Annotated in this window: 11 protein-coding genes; 10 read left to right on the top strand and 1 reads right to left on the bottom strand. The window is 46.8% G+C overall.

From position 1 onward, the window contains the following. Positions 1–229: 229 nt before the first annotated feature. The 6 genes from dnaK (at position 230) to Q1V85_RS12240 (ending at position 7,859) form a co-directional block, all read left to right on the top strand. On the top strand, positions 230–2,146 hold the full coding sequence (gene dnaK / locus Q1V85_RS12265; RefSeq protein ID WP_300600321.1) for a molecular chaperone DnaK: 1,917 nt from the start codon (positions 230–232) through the stop codon (positions 2,144–2,146). Between the two features lie 255 nt (positions 2,147–2,401). Further along, positions 2,402–3,850 (top strand): Gfo/Idh/MocA family oxidoreductase, encoded by a 1,449-nt coding sequence (locus tag Q1V85_RS12260; RefSeq protein ID WP_300600319.1) that lies wholly within the window; start codon positions 2,402–2,404, stop codon positions 3,848–3,850. Positions 3,851–4,195: 345 nt separating this feature from the next. Continuing rightward, the gene (locus tag Q1V85_RS12255; RefSeq protein ID WP_300600317.1) at positions 4,196–4,735 is read left to right on the top strand and encodes a lipocalin family protein; all 540 of its coding nucleotides are present in this window, start codon (positions 4,196–4,198) and stop codon (positions 4,733–4,735) included. 160 nt (positions 4,736–4,895) lie between these two features. Next, on the top strand, positions 4,896–5,123 hold the full coding sequence (locus tag Q1V85_RS12250; protein WP_300600315.1) for a hypothetical protein: 228 nt from the start codon (positions 4,896–4,898) through the stop codon (positions 5,121–5,123). A gap of 361 nt (positions 5,124–5,484) precedes the next feature. Beyond that, positions 5,485–5,745 carry a hypothetical protein gene (locus tag Q1V85_RS12245; RefSeq protein WP_300600313.1) on the top strand — a complete coding sequence of 87 codons (261 nt, stop codon included), beginning with the start codon at positions 5,485–5,487 and terminating at the stop codon, positions 5,743–5,745. 206 nt (positions 5,746–5,951) lie between these two features. Then, entirely contained in the window at positions 5,952–7,859 is a 1,908-nt protein-coding gene (locus Q1V85_RS12240; RefSeq protein WP_300600312.1) for a sugar-binding domain-containing protein, read from the top strand. A gap of 33 nt (positions 7,860–7,892) precedes the next feature. On the opposite strand, the gene Q1V85_RS12235 is transcribed toward Q1V85_RS12240, so the two are convergent. Further along, positions 7,893–8,381 (bottom strand): hypothetical protein, encoded by a 489-nt coding sequence (locus Q1V85_RS12235; RefSeq protein WP_300600310.1) that lies wholly within the window; start codon positions 8,379–8,381, stop codon positions 7,893–7,895. 575 nt (positions 8,382–8,956) lie between these two features. Here Q1V85_RS12235 and Q1V85_RS12230 point away from each other — a divergent pair. The 4 genes from Q1V85_RS12230 to Q1V85_RS12215 all read left to right on the top strand — a co-directional run bounded on the left by Q1V85_RS12230 (position 8,957) and on the right by Q1V85_RS12215 (position 15,573). Beyond that, a complete protein-coding gene (locus Q1V85_RS12230; RefSeq protein WP_300600308.1) occupies positions 8,957–9,817 on the top strand; it encodes an AraC family transcriptional regulator in 861 nt (286 codons plus the stop codon). A 73-nt stretch (positions 9,818–9,890) separates the two neighbouring features. After that, on the top strand, positions 9,891–11,342 hold the full coding sequence (locus tag Q1V85_RS12225) for an alpha-L-fucosidase (protein ID WP_300600307.1): 1,452 nt from the start codon (positions 9,891–9,893) through the stop codon (positions 11,340–11,342). A gap of 197 nt (positions 11,343–11,539) precedes the next feature. After that, a complete protein-coding gene (locus Q1V85_RS12220) occupies positions 11,540–13,894 on the top strand; it encodes a PDZ domain-containing protein (RefSeq protein WP_300600305.1) in 2,355 nt (784 codons plus the stop codon). 458 nt (positions 13,895–14,352) lie between these two features. Continuing rightward, the gene (locus tag Q1V85_RS12215; protein ID WP_300600303.1) at positions 14,353–15,573 is read left to right on the top strand and encodes an erythromycin esterase family protein; all 1,221 of its coding nucleotides are present in this window, start codon (positions 14,353–14,355) and stop codon (positions 15,571–15,573) included. Positions 15,574–15,758 lie beyond the last annotated feature (185 nt).

Here is a 15,758-nt window from a genome sequence, read left to right as displayed (position 1 = left end):
CACGACATCCCAAACGGATTGATTGTATGTGCTCCGGAATCTAACTGCCTGCTGTTGAGCTTCTAAATGACAGGATTTAGTTGTTTATTCCGGTCAGGTCGTCTGGTAAGCAGGGATTTTTACCGATTTCTGACATTTTTTCATATTCCGCTACTGCGGCATAATCATTGAAAGTTAATTTCTGCCACGGATTGTGGTGATTTTTAATAAAAGGAGAAATTTAAATATTATGGGTAAAATTATTGGTATTGACTTAGGAACCACCAACAGCTGCGTTGCGGTAATGGAAGGTAACGAGCCGGTGGTGATTGCCAACGATGAAGGGCGCCGTACAACCCCATCCGTTGTAGCTTTTTTAAAAAACGGCGAGCGTAAAGTAGGGGATCCTGCAAAAAGACAGGCCATTACGAACCCGCAAAATACGATTATGTCCGTAAAACGTTTTATGGGCCGCCGTTTTGATGAAGTTTCTGAAGAGATCAGCCACTGGAGCTACAAAGTGGCACAGGGTGACAATAATACCGTTCGGATCGATATTGATGGACGTTTGTATACCCCGCAGGAGATTTCTGCTATGGTATTACAGAAAATGAAAAAAACTGCCGAGGATTACCTGGGGCAGGAAGTAAACGAAGCGGTGATCACTGTTCCGGCTTACTTTAACGATGCACAACGTCAGGCAACCAAAGAAGCCGGTGAAATTGCCGGGTTAACGGTACGCCGGATTGTAAACGAACCTACTGCTGCCGCATTGGCTTACGGGCTTGATAAAGGCGGTAAAGATCATAAAATTGCGGTGTTTGACCTGGGGGGCGGTACGTTTGACATCTCGGTACTGGAACTGGGCGATGGTGTATTTGAAGTAAAATCTACCAACGGGGATACACACCTGGGTGGTGATGATTTTGATAAAGTGATCATGGACTGGCTGGCAGAAGAATTTAAGACGGAAGAAGCCATTGATCTGCGTAAGGACCCGATGGCCCTGCAGCGTTTGAAAGAAGCGGCTGAAAAAGCAAAGATCGAACTGTCTTCTTCCAGTGAAACGGAGATCAACCTGCCCTATATCACAGCGGTTGACGGAGTGCCCAAACACCTGGTAAAAAAACTGACCCGCGCTAAATTTGAGCAACTGGCAGATAACCTGTTTGCCCGTTGTTTAAAACCCTGCGAAGCAGCATTGAAAGATGCGGGTATGAACCCCTCAGAGATCGATGAAGTGATCCTGGTTGGTGGTAGCACCCGTATTCCCAAAGTACAGGAAATTGTAGAAAAATTCTTTGGTAAAAAGCCAAACCGCGGTGTAAACCCCGATGAGGTGGTAGCTGTTGGTGCCGCTATCCAGGGTGCCGTATTAACCGGGGAAGTAAAGGATGTATTGTTGCTGGATGTTACCCCGCTTTCTTTGGGTATCGAAACAATGGGCGGTGTAATGACTACATTGATCCCTTCCAACACCACCATTCCTACAAAAAAATCAGAAGTATTTTCCACTGCAAGTGATAATCAGCCGGGCGTACAGATCCATGTATTGCAGGGTGAGCGCTCTATGGCCAAGGACAATAAGAGCCTGGGGATCTTTAACCTGGATGGCATTCCACCAGCCCCAAGAGGTGTACCGCAGATTGAAGTGATCTTCGATATTGATGCCAATGGTATCATGCACGTAACCGCTAAAGACAAGGGCACCGGTAAGGAACAAAAGATCCATATCGAAGCAGGAAGCGGCTTAAGCAAGGAAGAGGTGGAGAAAATGAAGGCAGAAGCAAAAGCCAACGAAGCTACAGATAAGGCAGAGCGTGAAAAGATCGATAAGCTCAACGCTGCAGACAGCCTGGTATTCCAGACCGAAAAACAGCTGAAAGAATATGGCGACAAGGTTCCTGCGGATAAGAAATCAGTGATCGAAGGAGCAGCTGCCAAGTTAAAAGAGGCACACAAGCAACAGGATATTGCCGCTATTGACAAGGCTACTGAAGAACTGAATGCAGCCTGGACTGCAGCCAGTGAGGATATTTATAAATCCGGACAAGGTGCTGAGGGTGCACAGGCGCAGGCTGGTCAGCCCGGAGGCGATCATACCCCCGGCGGAAATGCAGGCGGTGCGGATGATGTAACCGATGTTCCCTTCGAAGAAGTGAAATAATCATTCGAATAGCAGAAAGTGATCCCGGTAAGCAATTACCGGGATTTTTTTTTGATGTGTACAGCTTCCCGGGTTCCTTTCAGGTGATACCGGTACGAAAGGATACCTGCTTTTTTTCATCAGGAGCTCTCACAGAGCACCCTGCGTTTTCCGTTATAAATTCTATTTTCAAAAGAAGAGCAACCGTTTGCACAAAGGCTATCGGGTTATTATAACTATTTTTATGAACATTCTAAATAACAAAATACTTCCATTATGAGTAACCGAAGAAGCTTTCTAAAACACATTGCTGTGGGAACCGGCGCCCTTGCCATCAATTTGCCCGCCCTGGCCGTCAGCGATGAATCGATGCAACGCTCTTATGAACTGGAAAAAACGCCCGCCCGTTTTAATATGAGTGGTTACCGTGCACCAAAGATCGACCGGGTTCGCATCGGTTTTATTGGTCAGGGTATGCGTGGTCCGGGTGCAGTGCAGCGCATGTCGCATATTGACGGAGTGGAGATTGTTGCCATTTGCGACCTTATCCCTGCGCGTGCCGCCAAATCCAATGCCCTGGTGCAGAAAAGCGGCCGGCCGGCCGCGAAAGAATATTCCGGCGAAAATGGATGGAAAGATATGATCCGGAAAGAGAAACTGGACCTGGTATACATCACAACCCCCTGGAACCTGCATACCCCCATGGCCCTTTTTGCTATGGAAAATGGTTGCCATGCAGCATCTGAGGTGCCCATCGCATTGACCCTGGAAGATTGCTGGAAGCTGGTGGAAACCTCCGAACGTACCCGCAAGCATTGTATGATGCTCGAAAACTGCTGCTACGACTTCTTCGAGCTGCTGACCCTCAATATGGCCCGTCAGGGTATGTTTGGCGAACTGGTACATGCCGAAGGAGCGTACCTGCATGATCTGCGGGATCTCAATTTCAAAAAGGATACCGGTTACCAGAATATGTGGCGTCTCCGTCAAAATTATGAACATAATGGTTGCCTGTATCCCACGCATGGGCTGGGTCCTGTGGCGCAGTGCATGAACATTAACCGCGGTGATAAAATGGACTGGCTCGTATCCGTGTCCAGCAACGATTTTCAAATGGGACAGATGGCAAAAGATTTGGCTGCCACCGATCCTTACTTTAAGCAGTTTGTTGGCAAACCGTACCGCGGCAACATGAACACCACTACTGTAAAAACCAATAAAGGAAAAACCATCATGATCCAGCATGATGTAACCTCACCCCGCCCGTATTCCCGTATCCACCTTTTAAGCGGTACCAAGGGTATGGCACAGAAGTGGCCGGAGCCGGAGCGTATTGCTTTTGGTCATGAATGGATCAGCAGTGAAGAACTGAAAAAATTGTACGAACAATACACCCCGGAGATCGTCCGGAAAATTGGTGACCTGGCCAAACAGATCGGTGGCCACGGCGGTATGGATTTTATGATGGACTGGCGGTTGATCGACTGTTTACGCAACGGTTTGCCGCTGGACCAGGATGTGTACGACGGTGTGGCCTGGAGCTGTTTATTTCCATTGAGCGGCCGGTCCATCGAAAAACGCTCTTCCAGTGTAGATATTCCTGATTTTACCCGCGGTGCCTGGAAAACCAACGCCCCTGTAGAACTAACGCTGAAAGGTGGTGGTACCACAGGTGTGGTGAATCTTGAGAAAAAAGAACCATCCAAACAACTGAACGTAAATTAATCAGTATACCGGCTTTGTACAGCGCTCCTCGTCAACCGGGGAGCGCTTTTTTTATGGAAAATCCTCTTTAGTGGCTGTTTGAAGTGCGCGCTCTATCAAATAAAAGTAAAAAGGCGCAGCGCGCCGGTCATATTCATAGCCGGAAGCAACGAACGACCATCCCAGCCGCAGCGCGGCGGTAATCCCTTGCGCCGAAACAACCGTAATTGATTATCAGTGTATCATTTCCTCTGACAACTTTTCGTGAATGCCCTTTTTTACACAGCATTCCAGGCATAACTTTTGCAATAAACCATCGGGACATGCTCTTTCAGGGACCCTTTAAACCTCATTAAAAACAAACCTATGCAAAAGAAACAATGGATAACGGGGCTGGCGTTATTGACCCTGGGCGCTGCAGTTACTGCAGTTGTAAAACAACGTACCATACCGAAGGGGGTTAAAGCTGTGACCGGTTTTAATAAAGAACGGTACCTGGGACGCTGGTATGAAATAGCCCGGTTTGATTTTTATTTTGAGAAACAACTGAGCCAGGTAACAGCAACCTATACACTTATGGACGACGGTCATATACAGGTGGTAAACCGTGGGTTTGACTATCAGCAATCCAAATGGAAAGTATCCACCGGCAAAGCGAAATTTATGGCAGATGAGCAAACGGGTCGTTTGGCTGTGTCTTTTTTTGGACCCTTTTATGCCGGCTATAATGTAATCGCCGTTGATCCCGATTACCAGTATGCCCTGGTTTGCGGTAAAAGCCGTAAATATCTCTGGCTGCTCTCCCGGCAAAAGAACATGCCGGCAGCGGTGAAAGAAAGCTACCTGCACAGGGCCCGTGATCTTGGGTTTCCCATAGCAGACCTTACCTGGACGCAACAGGTATAGCAATACACAATTTAATAAAAACTTTTAAACCTTTTTTGACAGGGGATGTTTAGAATATCAAACACAATTATTAAATACCTACCGTGAAACACCCAGTACGAACGATATGCGGTACTGTGTTTAAACGTCAATTTGTTTAATGTTTAAATAATGTAATCGTATGAGACCTGTAATGAAAGTAAACCATGTTGGTTTTTTTGACAAAGATTCGCGCCATTATTTGCCCGTAACATTCACAGGGGATGCCATTCAGCATCTTTCTTCCCTGACGGCATCTTTTAACATTAAGGAATGGGTTTGGCATACAGAAGAGATCGATGGTAAAAAGTATTGTATCGTAACCGACCGGTTGCAGCCGGCTGATATCCCGGACCGTATACCCGCCTAGCTGTTTGTAGCAGGATACACCGGGTTAGATAGGGCCGGAGGTCCTTCAGAACGTTCCGGATGATTACCTGTTACTGAGCCGGAAACTATATACCAGGAGGAACGTTGCGCCTGTATTCCCTGGCAAAAAATCATCCGGAGCAACATTGTTTCACAGACCTTTCAACCACCTGGCTGGCCGTTCTGTTACAATAATATTACTGCCCTGTTAGCTGCTATGTAGCTATCCGGCTGCATAGCGGCTTTGCAGGAGCAAAAAGATCTGGTTATTTATGCCGTACAGGTGGCGATGTTTGTTGTACCCAAATAAAATACGACTGCGTTGAACTATGGATAAAACAGCATTTTACATTGTAATCGATATGAAAACTCCTGACGGATATGTGAGCTACTGCCATTTTTTTATTGGTGAAGACAAAGACCGTGCAGATGCTATTTTTAATACATTGATCGGCATTATTCCCGAAACGACCCATAATGCATATGTGTTGCGGATGTGCCTGGTTTGTAAACGTGGCGAATCGCGGTTGGTTAAAGCAATCCGGTATTGTACATTGAATGATCTTTCCTTTAATGTTCCGCTGATCACCAGGGAAGTGTTTAAGTTGCTCACCCTGCATTAGGAGGGTATCTGAAGGAATCCATTTCGGCCGGCCGCTTCTTACTGCGCTTCCGGTTTTGGGTCAGGGATATATATGAAGGCAGAAACTCGGGAATACCTTCGTTTTTTTAACCCCGGAGTTGTATTTTTGACGGAATTGATTTGCCGTAATACGATACACCGTATAACCTGCATTAACGATAATTTTAAACAACTACCAACAATCAAGTGAAAAAGAAAATTTTCTATCTTCTGTTTGCTGCCACAATTGGAACAACAGGCCTGCATGCGCAGTGGAAACCTGTTAGCGGAAAAATCATGACGCCCTGGGCGGAAAAAGTAAACGCGGCAAGCCCGTTGCCCGAATATCCGCGTCCGCAGCTGATCCGGAACCATAACTGGAAAAATTTAAACGGTCTGTGGCAATATGCCGTGTTACCCGGGAGCGGAGCCGATGCCATCCCGGAACAATATGATGGCAACATCCTGGTACCTTATGCCATCGAATCGGCGCTGAGCGGTGTTGGAAGAACCGTAGGAAAAGACAGCATACTGTGGTATACCCGGGTGATTGATGTACCGGCTTCCATGCGTAAAGGTAAACTGCTGCTGCATTTCGGTGCCGTTGACTGGGCCGCTCAGATCTATGTAAACGGGGTAAAAGTGGGCGAGCACGAAGGCGGTTATGATCCCTTTTCTATAGATATAACGTCGGCGGTAAAAAAAGGTAGCCGGCAATCGGTTTCAGTTCGGGTGTGGGATCCTTCAGATGACGGTCCGCAACCGGCCGGGAAACAGGTAAAAAATCCACATGGGATCTGGTATACCCCGGTTACGGGCATCTGGCAAACGGTGTGGCTGGAGAATGTACCCGAAACCTATATTGTAGCTACCAAACAAACACCGGATATCGATCAGCAGCAGCTGCAGGTTTCTGTAAACACCGCCGGACTTCAGCCCGGTGACGAAATCAGTGTATCGGCCTGGGATGGAACAAAACAGGTGGCCAGCCAGGCTTCAGCAGACGGCCAGAATGTGATCCTTCGTATTCCCGATCCCAAATTATGGTCGCCTCAACGGCCTTTTTTATACGATCTGAAAGTGTCTGTAAAACGGAAAGGAAAAACCATTGATGAAGCTACTTCTTATTTTGGAATGCGTAAAATATCCATGGCGAAGGATGCAAACGGCATTCAGCGAATGATGCTCAACAACCAGTTCCTTTTTCAATACGGGCCGCTGGACCAGGGATGGTGGCCGGATGGATTGTATACAGCCCCTACGGATGAAGCCCTCAAATTTGATGTGGAGCAAACCAGGGCCCTTGGATTCAATATGATCCGCAAACATATAAAAGTGGAACCTGCGCGCTGGTATTACTACTGTGATCAGCTGGGTATTTTGGTTTGGCAGGATATGCCCAGCGGCGACAGAGGTGGGAATATATGGTCGCAACAGTTACGTGTAAAAATGCCGGAAGGCAAGAAAGTAGATGATTCCCACCTGCTGAAAGCACAGGTACCCGGACTGGTGTTTGACAGGGACCGGAGCGCGGCATCAGAAGCCTATTACCGTAAGGAATGGGAATCGATTATGGATGTGCTGCACAATCATCCTTCTATCGTGGTATGGGTGCCCTTCAATGAAGCCTGGGGGCAGTTCAAAACAAAGGAAATTGTAGACTGGACGATGAAAAAAGACCCATCAAGAATGGTGAACGGAATGAGCGGAGGTAACTTTTTTATCGGCGTAAGCCCCGTGGTGGACCTGCATTATTATCCCGGACCAGCTATGCCCGATCCTGAGATCTACGGGCAAAAGCAGATCCTGGTGCTGGGTGAATTTGGAGGGCTTGGTCTTCCGGTAAAAGATCATCTCTGGCTCGATAAAGGAAACTGGGGATACCGGTCCTTCGATAACAATGAAAAACTGTTTGAGCAATACAGCGAGATGATCGGTTCAATCCCCGATCTGATAAAATGGGGGCTTTCAGCCGCCGTATATACGCAGACCACCGATGTGGAAATTGAAACGAATGGATTATTTACCTACGACCGGAAAGTGCTGAAATTTCCGAAAGATAAAATGTTCCAGCTGCATCAGCAGTTATACAATAAAGGACTGGTTTCCCAATAAGCACGGGAACTATGGCCATAAAAAGAGGAGCGGTTATTTCTTTATAACAGGAATAACCGTTCCTTTATATTTTTTATCGATAACCAGTAATAAAAAGGGCCGCGTTGTAAAAGACTGTTTGGGCCCTTTTATTTCGTCGTATGACAGTGCCAGGTAATCACCGTCCTTTTGCAGGGCTGCATTTTCAAACGAAACCGCATAATCCGACACCGAATCGATCAGGGCAATTGCATCCTGTTTTGTAAAGTCGATAGGCGTGGGAAGGCCGTCTTTCCCCATGGTGGCCGCCGCTCCAAAAATTGAATCAAAGTCCGCTTTATTGGTGATCCGGTGATCCTGCAGCCGGTCTTCTTTAAAATCATTCCGTACAAAATAATGCGCTGCCCTGGTAAAAGGGATCGCTGCGCCGTCCCTGAGCTCTTTATGTTCAATGACTTCCCTGGTTTTGGCTGAGTCTGTGCCATTACAGGCACCAAAAACAAGCAATGCCAGTACCGGGATAGGAAGGAGGATCTTTTTCATAATACATTTATTTTGATAATGGAATGATTCCGGGCTGAAAGATAAGCAAGAGTTGCGGATTTTGCAGACCTGTGGATGCAGAAACCTGCCTGCGCAGCTGGTAAGTCAGCATGAGCGTATGATTGATCGTTGAAACAAAGACACAATTTGTTATTGACGGCATGCCAGGTAGGATTCATTCCCGGTATCTATACCTGATATTCCCAGAGGCTGCATGTTCCGGTTGGTCGAAGTACGCTGATTATAAAAATACCGTCATCGTTTTTTTTGCTACAAAATCATCATCCCGGATCTTCAGACAGAAAACAATCCAGGCAGCAGCGATATCTTTTTTAAATCAGCGCAGCTTCATAAGGGTAATGCATTTGATGAATGAGGGTAAAATAGTTTATATAACAGGTAAGAAAAACTGCGGTGGAAATGCGCTGAAATCCTACTTTTGGAGAAGCGGATTTTGCATGAATAAATAGGATTACGAATTGCAGCAGGCAATACCGGAACAATGATTGCAGCCGGATGCGATTTGGGGATTTCTGCAGATTTCCCGGAGTAATAGTTGATTATTTGTTGGAAACGTGAAACCACAGTTTGTTGATATCATATTCTCAAAAGCCGGGAAGATCCAGGTAAAGAAAACGGCGAAGTCGCGGTTTGACGGTCCTTTTCATTTCCACCATTTATGCGAACTGGTATGGGTGGAGGAAGGATTCGGAACCCGGATCGTAGGTGATTCTGTTTCCAATTTTAAAAAGAACGACCTGGTGCTGATGGCGCCCAATCTGCCCCATATCTGGAGAAGTGATGCCGAGCTTGACTTTGTAAAATCGACCACAATCTATTTTGACCCGGATTTCCTTTCGCATCTTACAGATGAAACGGCCACGCTGGACCGGTTTAAGCAGATGATCCTGAAATCGCGAAGGGGCATGCTGTTTCACGGCGAAACCCGTAAAAAGGCAGTAAAATTATTATCAAAAATTACAGAGGCGGAAGGCATTGCAAAGATCATCGATTTTCTGAAGGTGATCGATCTGCTGACCGTTTCGGGAGAGTTTAGCGCACTGGCCACTGTTTTGTACAATAACCGTTATGATGAAAAGGATGCCGGCCGCATCTTTACGGTTTACCAGCACCTGCTGAAGAATTTTAAAAGAGACATCCCGTTAAAAGAAGTAGCGGATCTCTGCCATATGACCACAAATTCATTCTGCCGTTTTTTTAAAAGCCGTACCAATAAGCCCTTCACCCGTTTCCTGAATGAGCTGCGGATCGGCTATGCCTGTGAACTGTTGCAGGATGAAACACATTCCATTTCGGCCATTTGTTATGAATGCGGATACAATACAACGGCCAATTTTCATAAATTTTTCAAACAAATTCAGCATACAACGCCCGCCGGCTATCGTAAGTGGATACAGGACGGACAAACGGTTTAGCTGCGGTAAGTGCTGCGTCATGTGGAATAAAAACCTTTTTCGAATACATCTTAACACAAAACTCATAACGAACGTGAAAAAAAAGTACCTCCTCTTTTGCCTGATCCTGGTGAGCTGCACGGTTGCTGCTCAAAAATATCAACCGAACTGGGCCTCGCTCAATACCCGTAAAATTCCGGAGTGGTTCGGACAAGACAAATTTGGCATCTTTATTCATTGGGGATTATATGCCGTACCCGCCTATGCGCCCGTGATTCCCAATAGTGGTGAAAGTTATTCGGAATGGTACTGGTACCGGCTGGCCGAAAAGAACAAGAACTTTATGCCTTTTCATGATAAGAACTATGGTACCGGCTTTGAATATCCCCGCTTCGAACCCATGTTTAAAGCAGAGCTGTTTGACCCCGCACAGTGGGCAGATGTTTTTAAAGCATCGGGTGCCCGTTATGTAGTGCTTACCTCCAAGCACCATGAAGGCTATTGCCTGTGGAACAGTGCAGAGGCCAACCGTAGCTGGGGCCGCTCCTGGAATGCGGTAACCGGAACACCCGGGCGCGACCTGCTGGGTGATTTAACCAGTGCTGTAAAAGCAGCAGGATTAAAAATGGGCTACTATTATTCGTTATATGAATGGTATAATCCTGTTTGGCTGAAGGACCGCAAGCGGTATGTAACGGAACATATGCTGCCGCAGTTAAAAGACCTTGTGAATAAATATAAACCATCGCTCATTTTTGCTGATGGCGAATGGGACCTGCCGGATACGGCATGGCATAGCCCGGAGCTGCTGGCCTGGCTGTTTAACGATTCGCCGGTGGCAAAAGACGTAGTGGTGAACGACCGTTGGGGAAGTAATACCCGCGAGCACAATACCGGTGCTACCTATACCACTTCCGAATATGGCGGCGGTATGGATGCCAGCCGGGTATGGGAAGAAAGCCAGGGCATCGGGCATTCCTACGGATATAACCGGAATGAAAAATTAACCGATTATAAGACCGAACGCGAACTGATCCTGATGCTGGTGGATATTGTTTCCAGGGGTGGAAACCTGTTACTGGATATTGGACCAACAGCAGACGGAAGAATACCCGTAATTATGCAGCAGCGGCTGACTGCTATAGGAAACTGGTTAAAGGTAAACGGGGATGCCATCTATGGTACCCGCGCATACACCCGGCCCGTACAATGGAGCAAAGGCACTGTTCCCGGAAAAAGCGGCAAAAGTTATATGGCCGGTTATAGCGCAGCAGCCCTGGTAACGCCTAAAAAAGATACGGCGCATATAGAACTGTTCTTTACGCGCAAAGGCCGCGACCTGTATTGCATGCTGCCCGATTATCAAAGCAAGCTGCTGATAAAAGATCTGAATGTGCCGGCAAATACTACAGCAGTACTGCTGGCCAATAACAAAGAAGTAAAAGTAAAAAATGCAGGTAAAGACTGCTGGGTAGACCTTTCTGGCTTCAAGCCCGGAGAACTGCCCGGGGAATTGCTGGTTGTAAAGCTAAAGAACGTATTGTAACACACCTGTTACAAAAAGCAAAAGAAGCACCTGCTCCAAAAGGTGAAAGATTGGAAGGACCAATCGGCGAAAATCAGCGCTGTATTTAATCCGCGAAAATCAGCGGGAAAATAACCGGGCCGTGGTTGCCGGATTTTATTTAAAGAGAATCGTATTTCATTTTTAAAACTCAATAACCCGTAATCGCCGGGAACCATATGCAAAAAAAACGAACCGCCGTTCTTTTCCTGCTGATGTTGCACGGGCTGCTTCAGGCTTCCTTTGCTCAAACGAAGATTTTTGTAGCCACCACCGGCAGCGACCAGAATACCGGTACCCAACGATCTCCGCTCCGGAGTCTTCAAAAGGCCCTGGAAGTGGCCGCTGCAGAAAAAGGTGCCACCGCGGTATTGCTTCGGGGGGGTACTTATTATCTTGATGAAACGGTGACCATTGATGCGGCTACATCCGGAGCCGCGGGGCTCTGCATTTCCGCCTATAACAATGAATCGGTAAATATCAGTGCCGGAAAGCCGCTGCAGCTTCATTGGGAACCGTATCGTGATGGGATCTATAAAGCCATCGTACCCGCGGGTATTGTTTTTGAACAGCTCTATGTAAATAACCGGTTGCAGGTATTGGCGCGTTATCCCAATTACGACAGTTCCGCCCGGGTATTTCATGGCACCAGTGCCGATGCCATCAGCAAAGAAAAGATCGGGCAATGGAAAAATCCGGCAGGCGGATATGTACATGCGCTGCATGCCCATGAATGGGGCGGCTTTCATTACCGGATCACCGGGGTAAAACCGGATGGCAACCTGGAACTGGAAGGAGGGTGGCAGAACAACCGCCCGGCACCAATGCATCCGCAGTACCGGTTTGTGGAGAATATTTTTGAAGAGCTGGATGCACCCGGCGAATGGTTCCTGGATCGTGCAAAGAACGTGTTGTATTATTATCCGCCCAGGGGGCTGCGGTTGTCTGAGGCTTCTATAGTCGTATCCGTTTTAAAGAACAGTATCGTATTAAAGGGAACAGTGGAAAAGCCCTTGCGGAATGTGCGCCTGGAAGGCCTGCATTTTTTGCACAACGAGCGCAGCTTTATGGAAACCCGCGAGCCCCTGGTACGCAGCGACTGGACGATCTACCGGGGAGGCGCCGTGTTAATGGACGGTACGGAAAGCTGTATCGTTAAGAACTGCAATTTCACAGGTATTGGCGGCAACGCCATCATGGTCAGCAATTATAATAAACGGGATACCATCAGTGGCTGTCATATTTCATGGATCGGTGCCAATGCGGTTAGTTTTATCGGCGATTCCAAAGCCTTGCGCTCGCCTTCGTTCCGGTACGAGGATCATGTACCGTATGCACAGCTCGATCAAACACCCGGACCACTTACCGGCAATTATCCGCAGCAATGCGTGGTAACGGATAACCTGCTGCACGACCTGGGCCAGATTGAAAAACAGGCAACCGGGGTACAGATCGAAATGGCGGCGGCCATTACCGTAAGTTATAACAGCATTTACAATACGCCCCGGGCAGGGCTCAATATTGGTGACGGGGCATTTGGCGGACACCTGCTGGAGCACAACGACGTATTCAATACAGTACTGGAAACGGGTGATCATGGCGCGTTCAATTCCTGGGGGCGCGACCGGTATTGGGCGGCGGACCGGCGCTATATGGATAGTTTGGTAGCCGTTCATCCGGAGCTGATCCTGCTGGATGCGCAGGCGCAGACCATCATCCGCAATAACCGTTTTCGTTGTGATCATGGCTGGGATATTGACCTGGATGACGGCTCGTCCAACTACCATATTTACAATAATGTTTGTCTCAATGGCGGCCTCAAACTGAGGGAAGGTTTTCACCGCATCGTTGAAAACAATATCATGGTGAATAATTCCTTTCACCCGCATGTGTGGTTTCAAAACAGCGGCGACGTATTCCGGCATAATATTGTAATGAAAAAATATTTTCCCATTCAGATCAAATACTGGGGACTGGCTGTAGATTCCAACCTGTTCCCGGATGCCGTGGCGCTGCAACTGGCACAAAACAATGGAACGGATGCACATAGCCGCTTTGGTAATCCCCTGTTCCGGAATGCTGCCAAAGGCGATTACACCGTAACATCGGCCTCACCTGCATTAAAGATCGGATTTGTTAACTTTCCGATGATCTTTGGCGTGCAACGGCCCATCCTGAAAAAGATAGCCCTGCAGCCTTCTATCCCCGTCATTAATACCGGGGGAGCAGGCGCCGGTACTGCAATAGCAGATTTCCTGGGAGGCAAAATAAAATCTGTTGAAGGATTAGGCGACCGTTCGGCTTATGGCCTGCCGGATGAAACCGGTGTGGTGGTAATAGCCGCCGGTGCCAAAAGTTTACTTGCCCGTTCGGGTTTACAGGAAAAGGACGTGATCCGCAGCGCAGACGGAAAGCCGGTAAAAAATCTGAAAGATCTTATGGAAGTATTCAGCAGCAGCAACTGGAAGGGACACCTCCCGGTAACCATTATCCGCAATCAGCAGCTAATGAACCTTGAGTTAAAAACCCGGTAATACGGGTAGCTGTACGTGGTCGTCCCCGACCGTTCCGGGATCTGTTCCTGTTTCATGATCCTGCGCGAACAGGAAGGTAGTACCAACGCAGCGCCGGTCCTGTAAGTAAACGGCAATAACCGGCAACATTAGCTTCCTGGTAGCATTTATGATTATTTTGTTTATAAAAGAGATAACCCTTTTGAACGCTTACCCGGATATTCTTTTTTACTTTACAGTATTAAAATAAGCAATTCGTTATCAAGCCCGGCTCCGGCTTTTTCTAAAGTCAGTTCCGGGTTTTTTGTATAATATCCGCAACAGCTTCACCGGAAGTAGTTAATGGCCGTGAATATTAAAAAGGTATTCAAACGGCGTTTGCGGTATTTCCTGCAGCAAATCGGGATGCCTTGCGCAGCTTGGAGTAACCTGGAGTTTTATTTGTATTTTCGGAAAGGCAATCTTCAAAATTAGAAGCTATGCAAAAAACGATCGTTTTAGCAGTACTTTGTTTTGTTACGATACATGTGCTTGCGCAAAATGCGTTAAACAAAAATATACTTCCCTTAAAGCAGGAGGAAGGCATGCTATCCATTGCGCCGCTTCAACCCATGATTGATGAAATGGGAAGGCATAAGATTGTGGGGCTGGGAGAAGGCACGCATGGAACGAAAGCATTTAATGATCTCCGGATCAGTATCATCAAAGAATTAGTAGAAAAGAAAGGGTTCCGTATTATTTGCCTTGAAAATGCCTTTGGTGATTGTTATTATTTTAACGAGGTGATGCGTTCACGGGAATCTATAAAAGACGGAATGAAAAAATATTTGCTTTCCTTATGGCAAACCCGGGAAATGGAAGAACTTTTCACCTGGATAAGAACCTATAATGAAAGTCATTCAGAAAAGGTTTCCATCTCGGGGATGGATTTCAACTACCTCACCAATTCGGCAAAGATAATGACTGATGAATCCGGAAACCTAAAGCTACACCCGTTAATAACATTATCAGATGATCTTTACAGGGCGGCATTGTCATACGATGCGATCTGGGACAATCAAATGAAAGGGTTAGATAGAGATGCATGGATTGCACAGCTAAAGCATTTAAAGTCGAAATTGCAAGGAATTGACAGTATCATTAAGGCAGACAATCTGCCCGTGTCGGATTTGTTCCAAACCGCCTTATTGAGCATAAAATCCTGGAGCACCGGTGAAGGAAACCGGGACAAGAGTATGGCACAGATGGCAGTGCGGATCGCTAAAGATAATAAAACGATTATCTGGGCACACGCGGTGCATTTAGCACTTAAGTCTGCATTTAACGATAATAGTGTTGGCGGATGCGGAGGATATATAAAACAACAGGTTCCTGAATACTATGTATTGGGCACGGGTACGGCAACCGGACAATACGGAGGATTTGAAGACCGGTTTGACACCCGCATAAATGTTATGAAGCGCTTTGATTTGCCGGAAGTGAAAAATCCAAGCTGGGATGACTATTTTATGCAACAAAAGCTCCCTGCATTTTTTATTAACCTGCGCAATGTTAAAAATGACACCACAACTTTGCCGCTGCGTCTCGTTGGTTATGGTCCTCCAAAAAGAATGGGTTATAGTGATGCGCTAAAATTATCTGAATTATTTGACGGTTATTTATTCATCAAAAAAACCAGTGCCCCGGAATATCTTCCCTAAGGTTACACCTTCTGTTTTGACCCGGAACTGCAGTGCGCAGTATCTTTTAACAAAATATATTTGTTTTTACATTAAAAAAAATGTATATTTAAAATATATTGTTTAACCTAAAATGGAAAGTTATGGCCAACTATGACGTACTGCGGCTGTTCACCGTCGCCGAATGCGACGCAGTCCTCAAAAAA

Source organism: Niabella sp. (assembly GCF_030150205.1).
GTDB lineage: Bacteria > Bacteroidota > Bacteroidia > Chitinophagales > Chitinophagaceae > Niabella.
The sequence above is the reverse complement of the archived record's forward strand: the minus strand, read 5'-3'. Positions and strand labels throughout refer to the sequence as shown.

What these genes read in the sequence shown, in the direction of transcription:
- dnaK (WP_300600321.1), top strand. Translation starts at nt 230, where the DNA reads ATGGGTAAAATTATTGGTATTGACTTAGGAACCACCAACAGCTGCGTT.
- Q1V85_RS12260 (WP_300600319.1), top strand. Translation starts at nt 2,402, where the DNA reads ATGAGTAACCGAAGAAGCTTTCTAAAACACATTGCTGTGGGAACCGGC.
- Q1V85_RS12255 (WP_300600317.1), top strand. Translation starts at nt 4,196, where the DNA reads ATGCAAAAGAAACAATGGATAACGGGGCTGGCGTTATTGACCCTGGGC.
- Q1V85_RS12250 (WP_300600315.1), top strand. Translation starts at nt 4,896, where the DNA reads ATGAGACCTGTAATGAAAGTAAACCATGTTGGTTTTTTTGACAAAGAT.
- Q1V85_RS12245 (WP_300600313.1), top strand. Translation starts at nt 5,485, where the DNA reads ATGAAAACTCCTGACGGATATGTGAGCTACTGCCATTTTTTTATTGGT.
- Q1V85_RS12235 (WP_300600310.1), bottom strand. Translation starts at nt 8,381, where the DNA reads ATGAAAAAGATCCTCCTTCCTATCCCGGTACTGGCATTGCTTGTTTTT.
- Q1V85_RS12220 (WP_300600305.1), top strand. Translation starts at nt 11,540, where the DNA reads ATGCAAAAAAAACGAACCGCCGTTCTTTTCCTGCTGATGTTGCACGGG.
- Q1V85_RS12215 (WP_300600303.1), top strand. Translation starts at nt 14,353, where the DNA reads ATGCAAAAAACGATCGTTTTAGCAGTACTTTGTTTTGTTACGATACAT.